This window comes from Streptomyces sp. NPDC005898 (assembly GCF_040629635.1).
Taxonomy (GTDB): domain Bacteria; phylum Actinomycetota; class Actinomycetes; order Streptomycetales; family Streptomycetaceae; genus Streptomyces.
In genome coordinates this window covers 131,052-146,245 of the sequence record NZ_JBEXWC010000005.1, presented here as the reverse complement: position 1 = coordinate 146,245, position 15,194 = coordinate 131,052, and the positions used below count along the sequence as shown (strand labels likewise).

General features: G+C 70.3%; 17 protein-coding genes, 1 tRNA gene, 1 pseudogene and 1 riboswitch. Of the genes and pseudogenes, 6 read left to right on the top strand and 13 right to left on the bottom strand.

Annotated features, from left to right (window positions below; translation table 11 throughout):
- Positions 1-63: 63 nt before the first annotated feature.
- The 3 genes from ABZ385_RS09685 to ABZ385_RS09675 all read left to right on the top strand — a co-directional run bounded on the left by ABZ385_RS09685 (position 64) and on the right by ABZ385_RS09675 (position 1,606).
- Positions 64-684: an HNH endonuclease gene (locus ABZ385_RS09685; RefSeq protein WP_358910698.1), complete on the top strand. Its 621-nt coding sequence runs from the start codon at positions 64-66 to the stop codon at positions 682-684.
- A complete protein-coding gene (locus ABZ385_RS09680) occupies positions 681-1,520 on the top strand; it encodes an HNH endonuclease signature motif containing protein (RefSeq protein ID WP_358910696.1) in 840 nt (279 codons plus the stop codon). The genes ABZ385_RS09685 and ABZ385_RS09680 overlap by 4 nt, the downstream gene beginning before the upstream one ends.
- An 11-nt stretch (positions 1,521-1,531) precedes the next feature.
- Positions 1,532-1,606 (top strand) — tRNA-Leu (locus tag ABZ385_RS09675).
- Between the two features lie 46 nt (positions 1,607-1,652).
- On the opposite strand, the gene rdgB is transcribed toward ABZ385_RS09675, so the two are convergent.
- The 4 genes and pseudogenes from rdgB to ABZ385_RS09655 form a co-directional block, all read right to left on the bottom strand.
- Complete coding sequence (gene rdgB / locus ABZ385_RS09670; RefSeq protein ID WP_358580124.1) at positions 1,653-2,255, bottom strand: RdgB/HAM1 family non-canonical purine NTP pyrophosphatase; 603 nt, start codon at positions 2,253-2,255, stop codon at positions 1,653-1,655.
- Positions 2,256-2,289: 34 nt separating this feature from the next.
- Complete coding sequence (locus ABZ385_RS09665; protein ID WP_358910695.1) at positions 2,290-2,685, bottom strand: hypothetical protein; 396 nt, start codon at positions 2,683-2,685, stop codon at positions 2,290-2,292.
- A 107-nt stretch (positions 2,686-2,792) separates the two neighbouring features.
- Entirely contained in the window at positions 2,793-3,533 is a 741-nt protein-coding gene (gene rph, locus ABZ385_RS09660; protein WP_358580129.1) for a ribonuclease PH, read from the bottom strand.
- An 85-nt stretch (positions 3,534-3,618) separates the two neighbouring features.
- Positions 3,619-3,858 (bottom strand): annotated as a pseudogene (locus ABZ385_RS09655) (PTS glucose/sucrose transporter subunit IIB); the annotation flags it as partial.
- A 242-nt stretch (positions 3,859-4,100) separates the two neighbouring features.
- Between ABZ385_RS09655 and ABZ385_RS09650 the strand changes: the two are divergent.
- Both ABZ385_RS09650 and ABZ385_RS09645 read left to right on the top strand, forming a co-directional pair.
- Positions 4,101-5,414, top strand: a complete 1,314-nt coding sequence (locus tag ABZ385_RS09650) for a PTS transporter subunit EIIC (RefSeq protein ID WP_358580132.1) — start codon at positions 4,101-4,103, stop codon at positions 5,412-5,414.
- 229 nt (positions 5,415-5,643) lie between these two features.
- Complete coding sequence (locus ABZ385_RS09645) at positions 5,644-6,894, top strand: PTS transporter subunit EIIC (protein ID WP_358580134.1); 1,251 nt, start codon at positions 5,644-5,646, stop codon at positions 6,892-6,894.
- A gap of 97 nt (positions 6,895-6,991) precedes the next feature.
- On the opposite strand, the gene ABZ385_RS09640 is transcribed toward ABZ385_RS09645, so the two are convergent.
- Complete coding sequence (locus ABZ385_RS09640; protein WP_358910693.1) at positions 6,992-7,744, bottom strand: MBL fold metallo-hydrolase; 753 nt, start codon at positions 7,742-7,744, stop codon at positions 6,992-6,994.
- Between the two features lie 198 nt (positions 7,745-7,942).
- Here ABZ385_RS09640 and ABZ385_RS09635 point away from each other — a divergent pair, with 198 nt between their 5' ends.
- Positions 7,943-8,404, top strand: coding sequence for a type II toxin-antitoxin system PemK/MazF family toxin (locus ABZ385_RS09635; RefSeq protein WP_358580138.1), 462 nt, complete (start codon positions 7,943-7,945; stop codon positions 8,402-8,404).
- A 90-nt stretch (positions 8,405-8,494) separates the two neighbouring features.
- Here the strand turns inward: ABZ385_RS09635 and ABZ385_RS09630 are convergent, their stop codons facing one another.
- From ABZ385_RS09630 to ABZ385_RS09595, 8 genes are all read right to left on the bottom strand, one after another.
- Positions 8,495-9,448: a cysteine synthase gene (locus ABZ385_RS09630; protein ID WP_358580140.1), complete on the bottom strand. Its 954-nt coding sequence runs from the start codon at positions 9,446-9,448 to the stop codon at positions 8,495-8,497.
- Between the two features lie 12 nt (positions 9,449-9,460).
- Positions 9,461-9,739, bottom strand: a complete 279-nt coding sequence (locus ABZ385_RS09625) for a MoaD/ThiS family protein (protein ID WP_358580142.1) — start codon at positions 9,737-9,739, stop codon at positions 9,461-9,463.
- A gap of 129 nt (positions 9,740-9,868) precedes the next feature.
- On the bottom strand, positions 9,869-9,970 hold the full coding sequence (locus tag ABZ385_RS09620; RefSeq protein WP_320590866.1) for a putative leader peptide: 102 nt from the start codon (positions 9,968-9,970) through the stop codon (positions 9,869-9,871).
- A 69-nt stretch (positions 9,971-10,039) separates the two neighbouring features.
- On the bottom strand, positions 10,040-10,813 hold the full coding sequence (locus tag ABZ385_RS09615) for an ABC transporter ATP-binding protein (RefSeq protein ID WP_358910691.1): 774 nt from the start codon (positions 10,811-10,813) through the stop codon (positions 10,040-10,042).
- Positions 10,810-11,826 (bottom strand): iron ABC transporter permease, encoded by a 1,017-nt coding sequence (locus ABZ385_RS09610; protein ID WP_358910866.1) that lies wholly within the window; start codon positions 11,824-11,826, stop codon positions 10,810-10,812. Before ABZ385_RS09610 ends, ABZ385_RS09615 begins: the two co-directional genes overlap by 4 nt.
- Positions 11,827-12,005: 179 nt before the next feature.
- A complete protein-coding gene (locus ABZ385_RS09605) occupies positions 12,006-12,965 on the bottom strand; it encodes an ABC transporter substrate-binding protein (RefSeq protein WP_358697353.1) in 960 nt (319 codons plus the stop codon).
- A 65-nt stretch (positions 12,966-13,030) separates the two neighbouring features.
- Positions 13,031-13,109, bottom strand: a riboswitch (cobalamin riboswitch).
- Between the two features lie 26 nt (positions 13,110-13,135).
- Complete coding sequence (locus tag ABZ385_RS09600; protein ID WP_358580148.1) at positions 13,136-13,558, bottom strand: M67 family metallopeptidase; 423 nt, start codon at positions 13,556-13,558, stop codon at positions 13,136-13,138.
- A gap of 89 nt (positions 13,559-13,647) precedes the next feature.
- Complete coding sequence (locus tag ABZ385_RS09595; RefSeq protein WP_358580150.1) at positions 13,648-15,144, bottom strand: amino acid permease; 1,497 nt, start codon at positions 15,142-15,144, stop codon at positions 13,648-13,650.
- Positions 15,145-15,194 lie beyond the last annotated feature (50 nt).

Below are 15,194 nucleotides of genomic sequence, written 5' to 3'. Positions count from 1 at the left end.
CCGATCAACGGTTCGTTACTCCGTGCGGGGCTGCGAACGCGTGGCCGGGACGGAGGGGACGACATGGCGGTGCGCTACACCCGGGATCTGCTGGAGGAGGCGGCGCGGGAGACGCGTACGTGGGATGAGGCGGTGCGGTGGTGCGGGGGTGAGCCGACGTCCGGCAGTCGCTCCTACCTGCGGCGGAAGATGGCCTCGGAGGGGATCGACACGTCGCACTTCCCTCGGCCGGGGGTGCGGCACACCGAGCAGCGGCTCCGTGCGGCTGTGGCGCAGTCCACCAGCGTCAAGGAGGTGGTTCGCCGCTTGGGCATCAGCAATGTGGGTGGCAATCATGCGCACATCAGCCGCCGGATCACCGCTCTCGGCCTCGACACCACGCACTTCGCCGCCCCACGCGGCGGCCCCAAGGGATCACTGGGGCCCGTGCTCACCCTGAGATCCCCGGACGCGGGTCGGACTCCTGGCACGCGCCTGCGCCGAGCCTTGTTGCGGAGAGGAGTGCCCGAGGAATGCGCGGAGTGCGGTACCGGGACTGAATGGAACGGCAAGCCACTTCGGCTCGAAGTCGATCACATCAACGGGGACTGGTGGGACAATCGTCCCGAGAACCTTCGCCTCATGTGCCCCAACTGCCACGCCGTGACGGACACGTACCGGGGCCGCAAGCGGAGGACGGTATGAGCGGGATCAAGTACCCGCGCGAGACTCTGGCCCGCTTAAGCCCCACGTGCACCAGTCTGGTGGACATGATGCGCCGACTGGGGATGCCGATGGGGGCGGGTCCGCGCCGGTATCTGCGTGACCGTCTTCGGCATTACGGAATCGACACGTCCCATTTCCGTGAGGAGTCTCTGCCTTCTCGTCCGTCTCGCTCCTACTCGAAGGAGATTCTCGCGGACGCCGCTGCCCGTTCCTTCAGCATCCGGGGCATGTTCGTGCACATGGGCATACCGCCGGAGGACGGCCCGTACTGGCACGTGAGGAAGAAGCTCGAGCAATTCGGCATCGATACAGGTCACTTCGCTCCGCAGCGCGGCAAAGCCACAGCTCTCATTCCGCGCGAGGCACTCGCGCGTGCTGTCGCCGAATCCCGCAGTCTGGCCGCAGTGCTACGAGCCCTGGGCCTTCCACCGTTCGGTGGGGCCGGGCGTGCGAGGGCCCTGCGGAGCATCGAGGCGTACGGGCTCTCCACCGCCCACTTCGTGGGGCAAGGACACAACGCCGGTCGTCCCGGGGCCAACCGCAAAAGTGCGGCCGAGGTTTTGGTCCTGCTCGATTCGGACGCGTGCCGCACGCGGACCGTCCTGCTGCGCCGGGCTCTCGACGAGGTCGGGACGCCACGTGTGTGCGGAGCATGCGGATCAGGTGAGGTCTGGCAGGGGAAGCGCCTCGTTCTGGAGATCGACCACATCAACGGCGACCGCCTGGACAACCGCCGGGAGAACCTGCGATACCTGTGCCCTTCCTGCCACAGCCAGACCAGAACCTTCTCGAACCGTCGCCGGACGACGCAGTAGAGTGACCCGGCGGGTCCGTACCCCAGCTGGCCAGAGGGCGCCGGTTTAGGTCCGGTGTGTCGTGGGTTCGAGTCCCACCGGGCCCACGTAGCGAAGGGCGCGACCGTTTTACGTCGCGCCCTTCACCATGCCTCAGCCCAACAACTCCCGCACCGCCGGCACCAGCCCCCGGAACGCCTTGCCGCGATGGCTGATCGCGTTCTTCTCGTCCGCCGTCAGCTCCGCGCACGTGCGCGGTTCTCCCTCCGGCTGGAGGATCGGGTCGTAGCCGAAGCCGCCGGTGCCGGCGGGAGTCGTGCGCAGGGTGCCGCGCAGGCGGCCCTCGACCACGCGTTCCGTGCCGTCGGGGAGCGCGAGGGCCGCCGCGCAGGCGAAGTGGGCGCCGCGGTGTTCGGCGGAGATGTCGCCGAGCTGGGCGAGGAGCAGGTCCAGGTTCGCCCGGTCGTCGCCGTGGCGGCCCGCCCAGCGGGCGGAGAAGATGCCGGGGGCGCCGCCGAGGACGTCGACGCACAGGCCGGAGTCGTCGGCGACGGCGGGCAGCCCGGTGGCGCGGGCGAGGGCGTGGGCCTTGAGGAGGGCGTTCTCGGCGAAGGTGACGCCGGTCTCCTTGACGTCGGGGATCTGCGGGTAGGCGTCCGCGCCGACGAGCTCGTGGGTGAGGCCTGCGTCGGCGAGGATCGCCCGGAGTTCCGTGATCTTGCCGGTGTTGCGGGTGGCGAGGATGAGGCGGGTCATGCCCCCAGTATCCAGCGCCCCGCGTCGGCCGCCGCTACGGCGTGCAGACCTTGGTGAGTTCGCCCGCCGCGTCGGTGACGGGGGTGACGTCGGGCGTGCTGTCGCCCTTCTCGATGGCGTCGCGGACGTTGGCGACGGCCCGGTCGAGGTCGTCGACGGCCTTGTCGACGTCGGTGTCGTCGGTCTTGTCGCTGATCTTGTCGAGGTTCTTGCCGATGTCGTCGAGCGCCCGGTCGGCCTCGGCGGGGTTGTCACCGGCGTTCTCGACGGCCTGCTGGAGGTCGGTGACGCTGTCGGCGATGGTGTCCGCGGTCTGGACGCAGTCCAGGGCCTTGGAGACGGCGTCGCAGCCGACGAGGCCGATGCCGGCCGGTACGGCGATCAGGGCTGTGGCGACAGCGGTGGCGATACGGCGGTGGCGCGCGGCCATGGTTGGGTCCCTCCCCGTGTGCGTACGGGCGCCCGGCTTCGCCCGCGCGCCCGTACTTGTTACAACGCCCGGCAGGGGGTCGTTGGTTGCTCGCCCGCCGTACGTGGTCAGCGGGTGGCGGCCAGTGCCTCGCGCTGGAAGGCGGCGAGGTCCTCGCAGCCGCCGAGGGCGAGGTCGAGGAGGGCGTTGAGCTCCTTGCGGTCGAAGGGCTCGGCCTCGGCGGTGCCCTGGACCTCGACGAAGCGGCCGTCGCCGGTGCAGACGACGTTCATGTCGGTGTCGGCCTTCACGTCCTCCTCGTAGCAGAGGTCGAGGAGCGGTACGCCGCCGACGATGCCGACGGAGACGGCGGAGACGGTGTCGGTGAGGGGCTTGCGGCCGGCCTTGATGAGCTTCTTGCCCTGGGCCCAGGCGACGGCGTCGGCCAGGGCCACGTAGGCGCCGGTGATGGCGGCGGTGCGGGTGCCGCCGTCGGCCTGGAGGACGTCGCAGTCCAGGACGATGGTGTTCTCGCCGAGCGACTTGTAGTCGATGACGGCGCGCAGCGAGCGGCCGATGAGGCGGCTGATCTCGTGGGTGCGGCCGCCGATCTTGCCGCGGACGGCTTCGCGGTCGCCGCGGGTGTTGGTGGAGCGGGGCAGCATCGAGTATTCGGCGGTGACCCAGCCTTCGCCGCTGCCCTTGCGCCAGCGCGGGACGCCTTCGGTCACGGAGGCGGTGCAGAAGACCTTGGTGTCGCCGAAGGAGATGAGGACGGAACCCTCGGCGTGCTTGCTCCAGCCGCGTTCGATGGTGATGGGGCGGAGTTGTGCGGGGGTGCGGCCGTCGATGCGGGGCGTAGAGGACATGGGGGCGAGCCTATCGGGACATGGGCGAGGGGCCCTTCTCCGGCCGGGGAAGGGCCCCTCGGGCGTGAACGCGGGGTTCAGGTGCTCACATCATGTCTTCGATGTCGGCGGCGATCGGGTCGGCGTCGGTGCCGATGACGACCTGGATCGCGGTGCCCATCTTGACGACGCCGTGGGCGCCGGCGGCCTTCAGGGCGGCGTCGTCGACGAGGCCGGCGTCGTGGACCTCGGTGCGCAGGCGGGTGATGCAGCCCTCGACCTCTTCGATGTTGTCGATGCCGCCGAGCCCGGCGACGATCTTCTCAGCCTTGGTGGCCATGTGTTTCTCCCTGGTTCCAAAGGACGCGGCCTCCGTACGTCGGAGGTGCGTACGCCGTAGGTCCGCTGTGTCACGTTAACGCACGGTTGGACCATCTTCGCGGGCGGTCACGGTGTGGGTGCCCGAGGATGACGGTCCAGGTGTCGTCCGCGTCGAGTGGCGTCGAGGCGGCGCTCTCCACCCGTTCCCAACTGGTCTACACCAGTTTTCAACGACCGCCAAACCTGGCCTGTTCCGGGAGGACGCCGATGAGTTCCGACGCCGCCGCGGTGCCGCGGAAGAAGTGGTGGAACGGCCTGTTCCAGGGGTTGCAGAAGATGGGCCGCAGCCTTCAGCTGCCCATCGCGGTGCTCCCGGCGGCCGGCATCCTCAACCGGCTCGGCCAGCCGGACGTCTTCGGTGACGAGGGCCTCGGCTGGACGAGCGTGGCCAAGGTGTTCGCGGCGGCGGGCGGCTCGCTGCTCGACTCCTCGCTCGGGCTGCCGCTGCTGTTCTGCGTCGGGGTCGCGATCGGCATGGCGAAGAAGGCGGACGGTTCGACGGCGCTCGCGGCGGTCGCCGGTTTCCTCGTCTACTACGCGGTGCTGCGCGCCTTCCCCGAGGACTGCCCGGCGGACACGACGTTCGGGGCGGCGGGGATGTGGAGCGGGGTCTGCGTGGCGGAGGACGGGCGGGTCGCGCAGGCCGCGTACCAGAATCCGGGGGTGTTCGGCGGCATCGTGATGGGGCTGCTCGCCGCGTGGTTCTGGCAGCGCTACCACCGGGTGAAGCTGGTGGACTGGCTGGGCTTCTTCAACGGCCGCCGGCTCGTGCCGATCATCATGGCCTTCGTCGGGCTGCTCTTCGCGGGGCTGTGCGTGTGGATCTGGCCGCCGGTCGGTGACGCGCTGACCAGCTTCTCGAAGTGGCTGGTGGATCTGGGCTGGCTGGGTTCGGGGATCTTCGGGGTGGCGAACCGCGCGCTGCTGACGGTGGGCCTGCACCAGTTCCTGAACACCTTCGTGTGGTTCCAGTTCGGCGACTACACCAAGCCGGACGGCACGATGGTGCACGGGGACATCAACCGGTTCCTGGCCGGGGACCCGACGGCGGGCCAGTTCACCTCGGGGTTCTTCCCGATCATGATGTTCGCGCTGCCGGCGGCGGCCCTGGCGATCACGCACTGCGCGCGGCCGGAGCGGCGCAAGGTGGTGGGCGGCATGATGCTGTCGGTCGGTCTGACGTCGTTCGTCACGGGCATCACCGAGCCGATCGAGTACTCGTTCCTGTTCATCGCGCCGCTGCTGTACGTGCTGCACGCGGTGCTCACGGGGGTCTCGATGGCGGTGACGTGGGGGCTCGGCGTGAAGGACGGTTTCAGCTTCTCGGCGGGGCTGATCGACTACGTGATCAACTGGAGTCTGGCGACGAGACCGTGGCTGATCCTGTTGATCGGCCTGGGCTTCGGTGTCGTGTACTACTTCGTGTTCCGCTTCGTCATCACGAAGTTCGATCTGGCGACCCCGGGGCGGGAGCCGGAAGAGGAGGCGGAGGCGCTGGACCGGGAGCAGACGAAGGCCTAGTCGCGCGCTGCGGGTAGCCTCTGTTCTCCCTCCGTTTGAGGCCCTTGGACCGTGCCGTCCGAGGGCCTTTGGTCCGCCCTGTCCGGATATGGCCGAGCCCACAGGAATCACGGGTTCCTTACGTCACCTTCACCGTGCTACAACAGGTCTACACCAGTGAGTGGTGTAGACCACCTGGGTGCTGTCCACCCCCAACTGTCCCCGACAGCGCCCGCACATGGAGGAAGACATGAGTACGGCCACCGCCAAGGCGGCGCCCGCGAAGAAGCGGGGCTCCGGCCTGTTCCAGGGCCTGCAGAAAGTCGGGCGCAGCCTGCAGCTGCCGATCGCGGTGCTCCCTGCGGCGGGCATCCTGCTCCGCCTGGGCCAGCCGGACGTGTTCGGCGCCGACGGGCTGGGCTGGGGCAAGGTCGCCACGGTCTTCGCCACGGCGGGAGACGCCGTCTTCGCGAACATGCCGCTGCTGTTCTGCATCGGTGTCGCGATCGGCTTCGCCAAGAAGGCGGACGGCTCCACCGCGCTCGCCGCGCTGGTCGGCTTCCTGGTCTACAAGAACGTGCTGACCGCGTTCCCGGTCACCGAGTTGAAGATCCAGAAGGGCGCGGACATACCCGCGACCTACAACGACCCGAAGGTCCTCGGCGGCATCGTCATGGGCCTGATCTCCGCCGTCGTGTGGCAGCGGTTCCACCGCACCAAGCTGGTGGACTGGCTCGGCTTCTTCAACGGCCGCCGCCTCGTGCCCATCATCATGGCGTTCATCGGCACCGCGATGGGCGTGCTCTTCGGTCTGGCCTGGGGCCCGGTCGGCGACGCCATCACCAACTTCGGTGAGTGGATGACCGGTCTCGGCTCGGTCGGCGCCGGCATCTTCGGCGTGGTCAACCGCGCCCTGCTGCCCGTCGGCATGCACCAGTTCGTGAACACCGTCGCCTGGCAGGAGATCGGCTCCTTCACCGACTCCGCGGGCGCCGTCTGGCACGGCGACATCCAGCGCTTCATGCACGGCGACCCGACGGCCGGCCAGTTCATGTCGGGCTTCTTCCCGATCATGATGTTCGCGCTGCCCGCGGTGGCGCTCGCCATCACCCACACGGCCCGCCCCGAGCGCCGCAAGGTGGTCGGCGGCATGATGATGTCGCTGGCGCTGACCTCGTTCGTCACCGGCATCACGGAGCCGATCGAGTTCGCGTTCATGTTCATCGCCCCGGTGCTGTACGTGGTCCACGCGCTGCTGACGGCCCTCGCCATGGCGGTGACCTGGGCGCTCGGCGTGCACCACGGCTTCACCTTCTCGGCCGGCGCGATCGACTACGTCCTGAACTGGAAGTTCGCCGAGAAGCCGTGGCTGATCATCCCCATCGGCCTGGTCTTCGCGGCCGTGTACTACGTCGTGTTCCGCTTCGCGATCCAGCGGTTCGACCTGCCGACCCCGGGCCGTGAGCCCGAGGAGGAGGTCGAGGACCTCACCAAGGCGTAGGCCTCACCCCGCTCACGCGAAGGCCCCGGGACCAGGACGGTTCCGGGGCCTTCGCCGTGCGTGCGGCGCGAAGAAAGAGCCGGGCGCGGGCGCGGGGTCACACCTCGTACGTCGCTCCGGGTGCCGCGAGCTCCGTCGGGCCGTCGTACACCGCGCGGGCGTCCGCGAGGTTCACCCGGGGGTCCGTCCACGGCGGGATGTGGGTGAGCAGCAGCTTTCCCGCGCCGGCCCGCTGCGCGCACTCGCCCGCCTCGCGGCCGTTGAGGTGCAGGTCGGGGATGTCCTCCTTGCCGTGGGTGAAGGCCGCCTCGCACAGGAACAGGTCCGTGCCGAGGGCGAGTTCGTCCAGGCTCTCGCAGCTGCCCGTGTCCCCCGAGTACGTGAGGGACCTGCCCCCGTGCTCGACGCGGATGGCGTACGCCTCCACGGGGTGGCGCACCCTCTCGGTGCGCACGGCGAACGGGCCGATGTCGAAGGAGGCCGGTTTGACCGTGTGGAAGTCGAAGACCTCGCTCATCGAGGAGGCCGAGGGCGTGTCGGCGTACGCGGTGGTCAGACGCTGTTCGGTGCCCTCGGGGCCGTAGACCGGCAGGGGGGCGCAGCGGCCGCCGTCGTGCCGGTAGTAGCGCGCCACGAAGTACGCGCACATGTCGATGCAGTGATCGGCGTGCAGGTGGCTGAGGAAGATCGCGTCGAGGTCGTACAGACCGATGTGGCGCTGCAGCTCGCCCAGGGCGCCATTGCCCATGTCGAGCAGCAACCGGAAGCCGTCGGCCTCTACGAGGTAGCTCGAGCAGGCCGACTCCGCGGACGGAAACGACCCCGAGCAGCCGACGACGGTGAGCTTCATGAAGCTGGAACCTCCGCGCTGGCGAAAGAGCTGGGGGGTGGGTGTGCGGTCCGTCGAGCGTAAGGCGCGAAAGGTCGGGTCGCTCCTCCGTCGCGGGGCGTTGTGGGGGAACTCACCTGCGGTGTCACCGGTTCGGGTGGCGCTTGGGGCGGGGGGAGTGGTGGGCGTGCGGGCGGGTGCGCCGGTACGGTCGTGCCCATGGACACGTCCTGGTGGCTCGCGCTGGCCGCCGTGGTGGTGCTCGCCCTCGTCGTCGCGCTGGTCGACGGCTGGGGCCGGGGCCCCCGGCGGTCGAGCACCCGTCCCTCCGGGCCCTCGCGGCCGCCCCGGGGGCCCCGGCGGCGGCTGCCCGCGCCGCGGCCCGCGGAGATCTGGTGGGCGCGGGTGCCCTATGAGGACGGGCCCGGCGGGAAGGACCGGCCGTGCCTGGTCCTCTCGGTGCGCGGGGAGCGGGCGCGCGTCGCGAAGATCACCAGCAAGTTCCACGAGGAGCGGGCGGGGGTGATCCCGCTGCCGCCGGGTTCGGTGGGCGACGCGGAGGGGCGGGCCAGCTTCCTGGAGACCGACGAGCTGCGGGACGTGCCGCTGTGGGAGTTCCGGCGCCGGGCCGGGGTGGTGGACCCGGTCCTGTGGGACCAGGTGCGGTATCTGGCGGACTGAGCCGCCATCCCCTCCGCCCGGGGCTTTCGCCCCGGGGCCCACTCCTCGCAGGCGGGGAGGAGCCGGCCCGGTCCCTTCGGCGGCTGCGGGTCAGGCCCAGAGCTGGCCGTGCAGCGTCTCGATGGCCGCCTCGGTGGTCGGGGCGGTGTAGACGCCCGTCGAGAGGTACTTCCAGCCGCCGTCGGCGACGACGAAGACGATGTCGGCGCTCTCCTTGGCCTTGACGGCCTTCTTTCCGACGCCGATCGCCGCGTGCAGCGCGGCGCCCGTGGAGACGCCCGCGAAGATGCCCTCCTGCTGGAGGAGTTCGCGGGTGCGCGTCACCGCGTCGGCGGAGCCGACGGAGAAGCGGGTGGTCAGCACGGAGGCGTCGTACAGCTCGGGGACGAAGCCCTCGTCGAGGTTGCGCAGGCCGTAGACGAGGTCGTCGTAGCGCGGTTCGGCGGCGACGATCTTGATGTCGGGCTTCTGCTCGCGCAGGTAGCGGCCGACGCCCATGAGGGTGCCGGTGGTGCCGAGGCCCGCCACGAAGTGGGTGATGGAGGGCAGGTCGGCGTAGATCTCCGGGCCCGTGGTGGCGTAGTGGGCGCCGGCGTTGTCGGGGTTGCCGTACTGGTAGAGCATGACCCAGTCCGGATGCTCGGCCGCCAGCTCCTTGGCGACGCGGACCGCGGTGTTGGAGCCGCCCGCGGCCGGCGAGGAGATGATCTCGGCGCCCCACATGGCGAGCAGGTCGCGCCGCTCCTGGGAGGTGTTCTCCGGCATGACGCACACGATGCGGTAGCCCTTGAGCCGGGCGGCCATGGCGAGCGAGATGCCGGTGTTGCCGGAGGTCGGCTCCAGGATCGTGCAGCCGGGCGTCAACCGGCCGTCCTTCTCGGCCTGTTCGACCATGTGGAGGGCCGGCCGGTCCTTGACGGAACCGGTCGGGTTGCGGTCCTCCAGCTTGGCCCAGATGCGGACGGAGTCCGAGGGGGACAGGCGCGGCAGGCGTACGAGCGGCGTGTTGCCGACCGCGGCGAGCGGGGAGTCGTAGCGAGGCATCCGGGATCGGGCCTAGACCATGCCGCCGGCGACGGCCGGCAGGATCGTGACGTTGTCGCCGTCGGCGAGCTTGGTGGAGATGCCGTCGAGGAAGCGGACGTCCTCGTCGTTGAGGTACACGTTCACGAAGCGGCGCAGCTTGCCGTCGTCGACGATGCGCTCGGCGATGCCCGCGTGCCGCGAGTCGAGGTCGGTGAAGAGCTCGGCGAGGGTGTCGCCGCTGCCCTGGACGGCCTTCTCGCCGTCGGTGTAGCTGCGGAGGATGGTGGGGATGCGGACCTCGATGGCCATGGCTGAGGGCTCCTGTCGGAAGGTTCAGGTGAGGGGGCGCGCGGCGGTCCGGCCGTGCTCGTGCACCGGTGTGCGCGGTCGTACGCGGTGGGGCGCCGCGGCCCGTCGCTGGCCGTACGGCGGCAGGGGTCAGCGCGAACAGATGGCGCTGCTGAGCCTGCACAGGTCGACGTGCAGACGCGCCACGAGCAGCATGCCCGGCATCTTGTCGCTCACGTCGTGGGAAACCATGCGCTCATCGTATCGATTCCCGGTCCGGGTCCTGGAATGTGATCTCACATGGTGGATGTTTTCCGTCCATCACCTGGATGCCGGGAGGTAGGTGACCGTCGGCGCCCCGGTCGCGGGGTGTACCGCGACCTCCGCCGTCACGCCGTACACCTCGGCGAGCATCTCGCTGGTCAGGACCTGTTCGGGGGTGCCGGACGCGGCCACCCGGCCGGCCCGCAGGACGTAGAGGCGGTCGCAGAAGTAGGCGGCGAGATTCAGGTCGTGCAGGGCCAGGAGATTGGTCGTGCCGAGGGCGCCGACCAGGGAGAGGATCTCCAGCTGGTAGCGGATGTCGAGGTGGTTGGTCGGCTCGTCGAGGACCAGGACGGCGGGCCGCTGCACCAAGGCCCGGGCCACCAGCGCGCGTTGGCGCTCGCCCCCGGAGAGCCCCGCGAAGGAGCGCTCGGCGAGAGCGTCCGCGCCGACGCGGGCGAGGGCGGTCCGCACCAGTTCCTCGTCCCGCCCGGTGTCCCCCTCCCAGAACCGCTTGTGCGGGGAGCGGCCCATGGCGACGATCTGCCGGACGGTGAGGTCGAAGCCCGCCTGCCCGTCCTGCGGCACGGCGGCGATGCGCCGCGCGCGGGCCTTGGCGCCGAGCCCGGCCAGGTCGGCGCCGTCCAGCAGGACGCGGCCCTCGGACGGGGCGAGCGCCCCGTACACGCAGCGCAGCAGCGTCGTCTTGCCGCTGCCGTTGGGGCCGACGACGCCCACGGTCTCGCCCTCGGCGACGGTCAGGCACACACCGTCGAGCAGCCGCGCCCCGGCGGGCGTGCGGTAGCCGACGTCCTCGGCGCGCAGCGTCACGCGGCCACCCCCTCGTGGCGGTGGCTCCCGCGCAGCAGCCACAGGAAGAACGGGCCGCCCGTCAGCGCGGTGAGCACGCCGACCGGGATGTCCTGCGGGGCGGCCACCGTGCGCGCGGCGAGGTCCGCGACGACCAGGAACACCGCGCCCAGGAGCGCCGCCACCGGCAGCAGCGGCCGGTGCGCGGCGCCGACCAGCATGCGGGCGGCGTGCGGCACCAGCAGGCCGACGAACCCGATGGCGCCGCTGTACGCGACGAGGACGCCGGTCAGGAGCGAGGCGAGGACGAAGACGGCGGCGCGGAAACGGGCGGTGTCCAGGCCGAGGACGGTGGCGCCCTCCTCGCCGACGAGCAGCAGGTCCAGGGGCCGGGCCAGTGCCACCAGCAGGAGCGTGCCGGCGGTCAGGACGGCGCAGGGCAGGGCGAGCATGTCCCAGCGGGCGCCGCCGAGCCCGCCGAGCGTCCAGTACAGGACTTCCTTGAGCTGGTCGGCGCTGTCCGCGGTGACGAGGATGAGGCTGGTCAGGGCGGACAGGATGTACGAGACGGCGACCCCGGCGAGGATCAGGCGGCCGGTGGCGAAGCCTCCGCCGCCGCTTCTGGCCAGGGCGTAGACGAGGGCCAGGGAGATCAGGGCGCCCGCGAAGGAGGCGGCGGGGACGGTGACGGCGGTGCTGAGAGCCGCGCCCAGGCCGAAGACGCCGCCGAGGACGATCGCCGAGACCGCGCCGACGGAGGCGCCCGAGGAGACGCCGAGCAGGAAGGGGTCCGCGAGGGGGTTGCGGACGAGGGCCTGCAGGACGGTGCCGATGACTGCCAGTCCGGCTCCTACGGTGGCGCCCAGTATGACTCTGGGGAGTCTTACGTCCAGGACGATGGTGCGGAACGGGGAGGGTTCCGCGCGGCCCGTCAGGATGTCCAGGACGTGGGACGGGGGGATGGGTACGGAGCCCAGGGCCAGGCCTGCGACGGTCGCTGCCGCTAGGGCTGCGGTCAGTCCCGTCAGTATCAGGAGGCGGCGCCCCCTGTGGCTCGGTCGATCGCCCTTCGGGCTCGTCCTCAAACGCCGGACGGGCTGGAATTTGCCTCCCCCGGGCTGGAAGAGGCGCCGGACGGGCTGGAATTTGCCTCCCCCGGGCTGGATTTTGCCTTCCCCGGGCTGGATCAGGCGCCGGACGCGCTGGGGGGTGCTCACAGCTGGGCCGCCAGCTTTCGCACCGCCTCCGGGGCTCGTACTCCTGTCACCACGTCCGACAGGGGAAGCACCGCGAACCGCTTGTTCCTGATCGCGGGGACGTCCGCCAGGACCGGGTCGTCGAGGAGGCGCTTCTTCTTCTGGGCGACGCTCGTGGCGCCGTAGTCGAGGATCACGACGACCTCCGGCTTGCGTTCGACGACCTTCTCCCAGGACGCGTCGCCGAAGGACCTGCCGAGGTCGGCGAAGACGTTGCGGCCGCCCGCCCGCTCGACGATGTCGTTGCCGATGCCCCGGCCGCCCAGCGTGAACGCCGTCTTGTCGCCGCTGTCGTAGACGAAGACGGACGCCGGCTTCCCGCCCTTCGTCTTCTGCTCGGTGGCGGCCAGCTCCCGCTTCGCGCCGCTCACCCACGTGTCCGCGCGCTCGCGCACCCCGAAGGTCGAGCCGACCTCGCGCACCTCGCGGTAGACGTCGTCCATGGAGACGGCTCGCTTCGCGCACCCCTCGACGTTGAGGCGGCTCTCGATGCCGGACTCGGCGAGCGCGGAGCGGCTGCGGCCGTCGCCGGCGAGGAAGGCGCTGGCGTAACCCCCGTAGACGAAGTCGGGGTCGGTGGCGAGGAGCTTCTCGTAGGAGGGGTACTCCTCGGCGAGCACGGGGACGGACTCGTACGCCTTCTCGTACTTCGGCAGGACCTTGTCGTCGAGGTAGGCGGTGCCGACGAGGCGGTCCGCCAGGCCCAGTTCCAGCATCACCTCGGTGGCGTGCTGGTTCATGGTGACGGCCCGCTCGGGGGGTGCCTCGTACGTCGTCCGCACACCGCAGTTGGTGACGGTGTACGGGAATCCGGCGGCCTCGGCGGCGGGCCCGGCGTCATCGGGTGCGGACGAGGAGCACGCGGCGAGCGGGACGAGCAGGGCGGCGGCGGTCAGGGCGCGCAGGGCTCGGGACATGGCTGAACTGCCTCCTCCGGGGGATTTCCGCGTCCCCCGCGTTGCGTGGAGTGCGGGCGGCAGGTCAGTTCCTGACTCCCCCGCCCCCGGTGCGGGGGTGGGGTCACAGTGGCGGGACCGTGCCGGATTCGCACCGGCTTCCTGGCTCCCGCCGCCCGAGGATGTCGGGCTCAGTATGCCTGGACCACGCGCACCTCTTCCTCGGTGACCTCGCCGTCCACGATGCGGAACGAGCGGAACTGGAAGGGGCCCGCGTCGTCGGTGTCGGCGGTGGAGACCAGGACGTAGTGGGCGCCTGGCTCGTTGGCGTAGGTGATGTCGGTGCGGGAGGGGTAGGCCTCGGTCGCGGTGTGCGAGTGGTAGACGATCACCGGCTCCTCGTCGCGGTCGTCCATCTCGCGGTAGAGCTTGAGCAGGTCGCCCGAGTCGAACTCGTAGAACGTGGGCGAGCGGGCGGCGTTCAGCATCGGGATGAACCGCTCGGGGCGGTCGGTGCCGGCGGGGCCCGCGACCACGCCGCAGGCCTCGTCGGGGTGGTCCTGGCGCGCGTGCGCGACGATCTGGTCGTGGAGGGCCTGGGTCAGGGTCAGCATGGCAGTCAGGATAAGCAGAGGGCCCGCACCGTACCGGAATGCGGTACGGGCGGGCCCGAATGCTGGACAGGTGCCCCGAGGGGCGGGTGTCAGTCCTTGGCGCCCGGTTCGCCGGCGGAGGCGACGGCGGGGGTCTTGCGCTTGTTGAAGGCGGCGGCCTCCGGGTTGCGCTTCTTGAGGATCAGGTAGGAGCCCGCGAGGATCGCGACCCACACCGGAGCGGCGTACAGCGAGATCCGGTTGTCCTCGTCGATGCCCATCATCACGATGACCATGCCGATGAACAGGAGCGCGAACCAGCTCGTGTACGGGGCTCCGGGCGCCCGGAAGGTGGACTGCGGCAGCTCACCGCGGTCGGCCTTGCGGCGGTAGCGGATCTGGCACGCCAGGATCATGATCCAGGCCCACATGCCGGAGATGGTCGCGAAGGAGACGACGTAGGTGAACGCCTTGCCGGGCCACTGGTAGTTGATCCAGACGCCGACCAGCATGCACGCGGCGGAGGCGGTGGTGCCGATCAGCGGCAGGCCGTTCTTCGTGAGCCTGGTGAAGAACTTCGGGCCCTGGCCGTTGAGCGCCAGGTCGCGCAGCATGCGGCCGGTGGAGTACATGCCGGAGTTGCAGGAGGAGAGCGCGGCGGTGAGGACCACGAAGTTCACGATCGCGGCGCCGATGCCGAGGCCCATCTCCTCGAAGGCCGCGACGAACGGCGAGACGCCGGGCTTGAAGTGCGTCCACGGCACGACCGACAGGATCATGATCAGCGCGCCGACGTAGAAGACGGCGATGCGCCACGGCACGGTGTTGATGGCCTTGGGCAGGACGGTCTTCGGGTCCTTGGACTCGCCCGCGGTGACGCCGACCAGCTCGACGGCGAGGAAGGCGAACATCACGATCTGCAGCGTCATCAGCGTGGAGCCGATGCCGTTGGGGAAGAAACCGCCCTGGTTCCACAGGTGGGCCACGGAGGCGGTGTCACCGGCGTCGGAGAAGCCGATGGTGAGGATGCCGACGCAGATCAGGATCATGCCGATGATGGCGGTGACCTTGACCATCGAGAACCAGAACTCCAGCTCGCCGAAGAGCTTCACGGAGATGAGGTTCGCGCCGTACAGGATGACCGTGAAGATCAGCGCGTAGGCCCATTGCGGGATGGAGCCATGGGTCCAGTACTGCATGTACTGGGCGGCCGCCGTGACTTCCGTGATGCCGGTGACGACCCAGAAGAGCCAGTACGTCCAGCCGGTCACGAAGCCGAAGAACGGGCCCATGAATTCGCGCGCGTACTCCGAGAAGGAGCCCGACACGGGGCGGTACATGAGGAGCTCGCCGAGCGCCCGCATGATGAAGAAGATGACGAGGCCCGCGATGGCGTACGCCAGGATGAGGCTGGGGCCGGCCTTGTGGATGGCCTTGCCCGCGCCGAGGAACAGGCCGGTGCCGATGGCACCGCCGATCGCGATCATCTGGATCTGCCGGGCCCCCAGACCACGCTGGTAGCCCTCGCCGGACGGGCCGCCCGCGGCCTGCACGGCACCATCGCCGTCGTGCCCGTCGTGCTGCTCTTCGACCTGCACTGAGGTCATGGTGACGCCTTTCTCCATGCTGATCCGCGCCCGCGTCTCGCGTTGATGGC